At 68.0% G+C, this 6,706-nt stretch carries 7 protein-coding genes; 5 read left to right on the forward strand and 2 right to left on the reverse strand.

All coding sequences use genetic code 11. The annotated features are described in order from the left end of the window. Window position 1 precedes the first annotated feature (1 nt). Complete coding sequence (locus ACFPJ1_RS22475; RefSeq protein WP_380106698.1) at window positions 2–529, reverse strand: SigE family RNA polymerase sigma factor; 528 nt, start codon at window positions 527–529, stop codon at window positions 2–4. Then, entirely contained in the window at window positions 516–1,520 is a 1,005-nt protein-coding gene (gene miaA / locus ACFPJ1_RS22480) for a tRNA (adenosine(37)-N6)-dimethylallyltransferase MiaA (protein ID WP_380106699.1), read from the reverse strand. Before miaA ends, ACFPJ1_RS22475 begins: the two co-directional genes overlap by 14 nt. Before the next feature lie 204 nt (window positions 1,521–1,724). Here miaA and ACFPJ1_RS22485 point away from each other — a divergent pair, with 204 nt between their 5' ends. From ACFPJ1_RS22485 to ACFPJ1_RS22505, 5 genes are all read left to right on the forward strand, one after another. Next, the gene (locus ACFPJ1_RS22485; protein WP_380106701.1) at window positions 1,725–1,946 is read left to right on the forward strand and encodes a hypothetical protein; all 222 of its coding nucleotides are present in this window, start codon (window positions 1,725–1,727) and stop codon (window positions 1,944–1,946) included. Window positions 1,947–2,035: 89 nt separating this feature from the next. Then, window positions 2,036–2,281 carry an antitoxin gene (locus tag ACFPJ1_RS22490; protein WP_380106702.1) on the forward strand — a complete coding sequence of 82 codons (246 nt, stop codon included), beginning with the start codon at window positions 2,036–2,038 and terminating at the stop codon, window positions 2,279–2,281. Between the two features lie 97 nt (window positions 2,282–2,378). Continuing rightward, window positions 2,379–2,831 carry an NUDIX hydrolase gene (locus tag ACFPJ1_RS22495; protein WP_380106704.1) on the forward strand — a complete coding sequence of 151 codons (453 nt, stop codon included), beginning with the start codon at window positions 2,379–2,381 and terminating at the stop codon, window positions 2,829–2,831. 126 nt (window positions 2,832–2,957) lie between these two features. After that, the gene (locus ACFPJ1_RS22500) at window positions 2,958–4,820 is read left to right on the forward strand and encodes a laminin G domain-containing metallophosphoesterase family protein (RefSeq protein ID WP_380106706.1); all 1,863 of its coding nucleotides are present in this window, start codon (window positions 2,958–2,960) and stop codon (window positions 4,818–4,820) included. Window positions 4,821–5,417: 597 nt separating this feature from the next. Then, the coding region (locus tag ACFPJ1_RS22505; RefSeq protein WP_380106707.1) for a transposase at window positions 5,418–6,706 on the forward strand (1,289 nt) is incomplete at its 3' end.

The raw sequence follows: 6,706 nt of genomic DNA on the forward strand, positions 1-6,706 counted from the left end.
GTCAACTACTCCCGGTCGCGGGATCCGTGGCGGGATCGGGTTCCTCGGCCATCAGATCCTTCAGTCTTTTCAGCGCTTTCGCGGTCTGGCTCTTCACGGTCCCCTCGGTGCACTCCAGGATCCGCGCGCAGGTCGCCACGTCGAGATCCTCGAAGTACCGCAGCACCAGGACGGCTCGCTGCCGCGGCGCGAGGTCCAGCAGTGCGCGCCGGACGGCGAGGGTGTCCACCTGGTCCGGTTCCTCGCTCAGTCTCGGCTCGAACGTCTCGGCGGTCACCACCTCGGGATGGCGGCCGGCCCGGCGGCGCTCGTCCAGGAAGGCGTTGACCAGGATGCGGTGCGCATATGGTCCGGCGCCCTCGTGCCGGATCCGGTGCCAGTGCACGTACACCCTGGTGCAGGCGGTCTGGACCAGATCCTCGGCGGTGTGCACATCCCCCGCGGTGAGCAGCATCGCCGTTCTCATCAGTCTGGTGCGATCCGCGATCAGGTACTCGCGGAACTCGGCCTCACGGTCACCCCCTCGCATCGACAGCCCCCAGGCCCTCTTCCACCTCGACTACGCCGACGGCCTCACTCGGGTTGCCTTGCACTACGGACAGAGCGCGTTCCACCAGGTCCGGGTCGTCGTAGGTCAGCCAGGTGATGCGGGGATCCTTGCGGAACCAGGAGTCCTGCCTGCGAGCGAATCTCCTGGTCGCCTGGGCGGTTCGCTCGCGCGCCTCCTCCTCGGAGATCTCGCCGCGCAGCAAGGCGATCACCTGGGAGTACCCGAGCGCGCGGTTCGCAGTACGGCCTTCTAGCAGACCCTTGCTCAGCAGGTCGCGGACCTCGTCGACGAAGCCCTGCTCGAACATCCGGTCCACCCGGCGGCCGATCCGCTCGTCGAGCACCGGCCGCGGTACGTCGAGGCCGATCTGGACGGCGCCTTCGTAGATGTACTTGTGCTCCGGAAGCGTCGCGACGTACGGGCCCGCGGTGATCTCGATGACCTCGAGCGCGCGGACGATCCGGCGGCCGTTGCTCGGCAGGATCTGCTGCGCGGCGGCGGCGTCGACCTCGGCAAGGCGGCGGTGCAGCGCGCCGGAACCGTGCTGCTCGAGCTCGGCCTCCAACCGCTCCCGTACCGCGGGATCCGTGCCGGGGAAGACGAAGTCGTCGAGGATGGCGCGGACGTAGAGGGCCGAACCGCCGGCCAGGACGGGGACGCGTTGACGGCTCAGACAGTCGTCGATCGCGGTGCGGGCGAGTTGCTGGAACTCCGCGACAGTTGCGGTTTCGGTCACATCGAGGATGTCGAGCAGGTGGTGCGGGACGCCCTGTTGTTCGGCGTCGGCGATCTTCGCGGTACCGATGTCCATGCCGCGGTAGACCTGCATGGCGTCGGCGTTCACCACCTCACCCGCGGGCTGTCCGGCGAGGTTTTCGCGGCCGTGGATTCCCTTGCACAGGGCAACCGCGAGGTCGGACTTGCCGGCCGCCGTGGGACCGACGACCGCGACGACGAGGGACTCGACCATCAGACCAGTGTGACAGTGCCGCCGCCGGTCCGGCCGGTCGGGCGTGAACAATCGGACAAGACCAGCGGAAAGGGTTGTGGTCTGCTGACGAGTTCGATAGGAACAAGCCAAGGAGTTCTGGTCCGGACCGCACAGTGCCGATTTGATTCGGGCGCGATCGGGGGGCCGAACACAATCGCAGCACCGACCGGGAGGAATTACCCAGTGACGAATCCGTTCGAAGAGGGATCAGACGAGGCCAAGGAGGCCCTGGACCTGGACGGCGCGTTCGACGCCGCGAAGCGCAGCGGTGGCGATGTGGAGTTGAAGAAGAGCGGCGGTGACGTCGAGTTCAGCGGTGGTGACGTCGAGGCCGGTGGCGATGGCGAAGAAGGCAGCGACAGCGGTGGCGACGTCGAGACCGAACCCGGTACCGGCGGAAGCTGAGCGCGTCCCACACCTCGGGGCCCGTTGGTGGAAGGATCACCGCTAGCTGTCTGTAAGTAGTTCACTACGCTAGGAATGGGAGCCCCGAGATGGGCATCTTCGACAAGTTCAAGGGCAAGGCCGCGGGTCTCAAGGAGAAGGCCGGCGAGGTGGTCGACTCGCATGGCGACAAGGTCGGCGAGGGTCTGGACAAGGCCGGCCAGTTCGTCGACGAGAAGACCGGCGGCAAGTACGGCGACAAGATCGACCAGGGTGTCGACCAGGCCAAGACCCGTCTCGACGGTCTGGACGGCCAGGACGACGACATCCCCAACAAGCCGGACAACCCTGCCTGAGCTTCGGCGCGAGGGCCGCAAGGGATCTTCCCTTGCGGCCCTTCGTCGTTGTCGGGGCTGGGGCGGTTTGTCGGTGGGGTTCTCTAGGGTGGCGGGTATGGATTGGTTTCAGGTGATTCCCGCGGCCTATGTGGCTCTTCGCCGGGGCGACGAGGTGCTGTTGTTGCTCAGGGCCAACACCGGCTACATGGACGGCTACTGGGCGATGCCCGCCGGCCACGTCGAGCGCGGTGAGTCGGTGCTGGCGGCGGCCCGACGCGAGGTCCGCGAGGAGATCGGGGTGGAGATCGACCCGGCCGACCTGGTGCCCGTCACCGCGATGCATCGCACCGGCGCGACCGGCGAGCCGATCGACGAGCGGGTCGACTTCTTCTTCACCACCTCCCGCTGGACCGGTGAGCCGCGGCTGATGGAGCCCGGCAAGGCGGCCGGCCTCGAGTGGTACTCGCTGGACAAACTCCCCGACCCCGTCGTCCCGCACGAGGCCCGGGTCCTGGCCGGACTCCGCACCGGCACCATCCCCGCGGTGATCGCCGAAGGCTTCGAGTAGCGCCGAGGGATCTCTCACCCGGGGCACTACGTTCTTCTCGCGTTCACCATCGTTGGTGGCGGCTCGTTCTAGGGTGCTCTCGACCCGTGGGGCGTGAGGCACCTGCGGCGGAGCGCGGAGGCGACGATGGACCAGCAGCAGGACGGGACGAGCAGGCGGCGGATTCTCCAGGTAGGTGCACTCGGTGCGGGCGCTGCGCTGACCGGCGGACTTCCGGCGGCCGCTGCCACGACGGGGATCACCTCGACTTCCGCGGCAGACTCCAGCTCGGCTGCTGCTGCACTGGCCGGCTCGGGGCGGCCCGACCCGGACAACCCGCGCTTCACACTGGCCGTCGTACCGGACACGCAGTACCTGTTCGATCTGGATCGGGGCGACCCGGCGCCGCTGACCGCGACGTTCAAGTATCTGGTCGAGCAGCGGGCCGCGGAGAACCTCGTGTTCACCGCGCACCTGGGCGATGTGGTGGAGAACGCGCAGGCGAGCGAGTTCGCGCAGGCGGACCCGGTGTTCGGCGTGATGGACCGGGCCCGGATGCCGTACAGCGTGCTCGCCGGGAACCACGACATCGACTCCAGCAAGGACGACCAGCGCGGCGACTCGGCGTACCTGCACACCTTCGGGCCGGGCCGCTTCCGGCGGATGAGCACGTACGGCGGATCGACGCCCGACGGGTACAACTCGTACCACGTGTTCCGCGCGGCCGGACGCCAGTGGTTGCTGCTGGCAATGGACTGGCGACCCTCGGACGCCGGGTTCGCCTGGGCCCGGAAGGTGATCGCGGAGCACCCGAAGCTGCCGGTGATCCTGACCATCCACGAGCTCGTGTACGCCGACGCGGGTGATCCCGTCGCGAAGTTCTCCGAGCACGGCGACCGGGTCTGGGAACAGCTTGTCGAGGGCAATGACCAGATCTTCCTCACCCTGAACGGGCACTACTGGCCGTCCGGCCGGGTGGTCCGGAAGAACGCCGCCGGCAACGACGTGCACCTGCACATCACCAACTACCAGGACCGGTACTACGGCGGCAGCGCGATGGTCCGGCTGTACCACTTCGACCTGGCCCGCGACACGATCGACGTCGAGACGATCTCGCCGTGGATCCTGACGGAGAAGCCCGACCGGCGCAGCGAGCTCGCCGAGGGTGAGATCGAGCTGACCGACCCCACGAACCGCTTGAGCATCCCGATCGACTTCACCGCCCGCTTCGCCGGGTTCGACCCTGAACCGGTGCGGCCCGCCCGTCCCGCCCGCGATCTGGTGATCCCTGGCACGGTGGCCTACTGGCGGCTCGATGGCCCGGTGGGCTCGCGGGTCGTGGACCACTCGGGCCGCGGCAACGACCTCACCGCAGTACTGCTGCCCGGTAGTCCGGCCGACAGCCTGAAGGCGTCGACCGAGCACCACGCGGACCAGCCTGCCCACGCGAGCTGGATCTTTGCCGGACGCAAGAACCCGGCCCGCGGCGGGTACCTGCGTACGGCCGACGACGCCCCGCTGAACCGCCTGACCTTCCGCAACGGCTACACGATCGAGGCCTTCGTCAAACTCGCCGACGACGGACTCGACCACTCGTGGGAGGGCCTGCTCAGCCGAATGGGCACCGGCGCCGACGCAGGCAAGACCGGCAGCGACCCATCGGAGCCGGTCGTCAACCTGGCGTTCTCGGGTGGTCGTCAACTGCAGTGGGCCGTCTACCCCCTGGACAAGAACGACACCTTCACCAACTGGGGCCACGAGGAGATCGCCGGCCGCTGGTTCCACCTCGCGGTAGTCAACGACGGCCGCCACACCACTTTGTACATCGACTCATCGGAGCTCCTGCGCAACCCGGCAACACCATCGAACGGCCTGAGCACAACCGGCGCCCCCTGGCTCCTAGGCGCCAACCACTACGCCAACACCATCGAACAATCCTTCGCCGGCCACATAGGCGAACTCCGAATCGTCGACCGCCCCCTATCCCCCAAGCTTTTCCTCACCACCTGAGCCGAGGTGCTGCCCCGGCACGGACAAAGCTGCTGCCACCGGCACAGGCGGAGGTGCTGCCGCCTGCATCGGCTGGGTGGTTCCACCGGCATGGGCGGAGGTGCTGCCGCCGGCATCAGTGCGGGTGGTTGCGTCACCGGGCTGCGTGATGGTGCTAGTCGGGCCGGTGTGCGTCAAGAGCGCTTCGCGTCCCTTCGGGATCGGAACAAGTTCCGACTCTTGACTCACACCACCCCGACCAGGGAAGGAACGCAGCTATCCCGGAGCCGCTGGGGAGTGTGGCGACAAGGTCCAGGAAGCTCCTCCGCCCAACCTTCGGGACTTCCTCTGCCCGGAAGCCCCGGCGAGTCGCCTTGCCTGGACCTTCGGGGAGTTGCCCCGGCCGGAAGGGCAGCGGGACTCCCCGAAACCGGCACCATGTGCACCACCTGAGCAAATCCCGGCGACCCGGACGCTCAACTGGCGCACAAGGTGGGGCTTCGGACACCACGTCGGGACCTCGGACAGGAAATCACCTGTCCCAGAGCCTGTTGCTTTTTGGGTGACGCGCCTGGGTAGGTCCTGGCTGGGGTCGGGTGGTGTTGGAAAGATCTGGGGATGGCGAAGACGTACCGGCCGGTGGATCGTGCGCAGGAGTTTTTGCTGCCGCCGTCGATGGTGGACTGGCTTGGGGATGATCATCTGGTGTGGTTCGTGATCGCGGCGGTGGAGCGGTTGGACACGGCGCGGTTTCATGCGCGGGCGAGGCTGGGTGGGGTCGGCCGGAAGGGTTACGACCCGGACATGCTGCTTCAGTTGTTTGTGTATGCGATGGCGCATGGGGAGTCGTCGTCGCGGCAGATCGAGCGGTTGTGTCACACCGATGTGGCGTTCCGGATCATCTGTGCCTCCGATGTGCCTGATCACACGGTGCTGGCACGGTTCCGCAAGAACCACGAGCAGGCGTTGACCGACCTGTTGACCGAGTCGCTGGTGCTGGCCGCAGAGTTGGGGATGGTGTCGCTGGGGGTGGTGGCCTTCGACGGCACCAAGATCGCAGCCAATGCCAGCAAGGACGCGAACCGGACCGAGGCGCGCCTGCGCGAACTGGCCGAGGAGTTCGTGGCCACGGTCGCTTCGACCGACCAGGCCGAGGATGTGTTGTTCGGGCAGGAGGTTCGCGGTGACGAACTGCCGCCGGTGGTGCGGGACCGCACCGGTCGGGGTGAGCGGATCACGGCCGCGCTGGAACAGATCGCGGCGCGCCGGCGTGCCGCGGAGCAGGCCCGGCGGAAGCGATCCGAGCGGGACCGGAGCAGTGGGCAGGCCTACGAACGCGCGATCCAGCAGGCCGCTGACAGTGCAACACCCCCGCCGCTGGGTCCCGCGCCCAAGACCGCGGACCCGGTCGTGGTGACCAGGGCCCGTCTGGCCCGGGCCCGGGCCAAGGCCGAGGCCCGCCAGCGGGCCAGGCTCGAACGGATCCGCGCCAAGCCCCGCACGTCGGGCAGGGGACGCGAACCGGTGCCGATCGAGGACCAGGAGTTGGTGCGCCGCGCCCGCGTCGCCTACGAGGCCGCCCTCGCTCACACCGTCGACAACCACGCCACCGAGGACCAGGCCGCTGAGACCGTCGGCGATGACGGCAATGACGGCAATGACGGCAAGGACGGCAAGGACGGCAATGGTTGCGGCCAGGCGACCAGCGAGCAGGGCGCCACGCCGGACCAGCCGGCCGAGCAGGTCAAGGCGAATGTGACCGATCCGGAGTCGCGGCTGCTCAAGACCCGCAACGGCTGGATCCAGGGCTACAACTGCCAGACCGCGGTCAGCGACGATGAGTTCTTCGTCTCCGCGCGCGCAACCCAAGACACCAACGACATGGCCCAGTTCGAGCCGACCGTGCA

The organism is Kribbella qitaiheensis, from assembly GCF_042657745.1.
Classification (GTDB): Bacteria; Actinomycetota; Actinomycetes; order Propionibacteriales; family Kribbellaceae; genus Kribbella; species Kribbella qitaiheensis.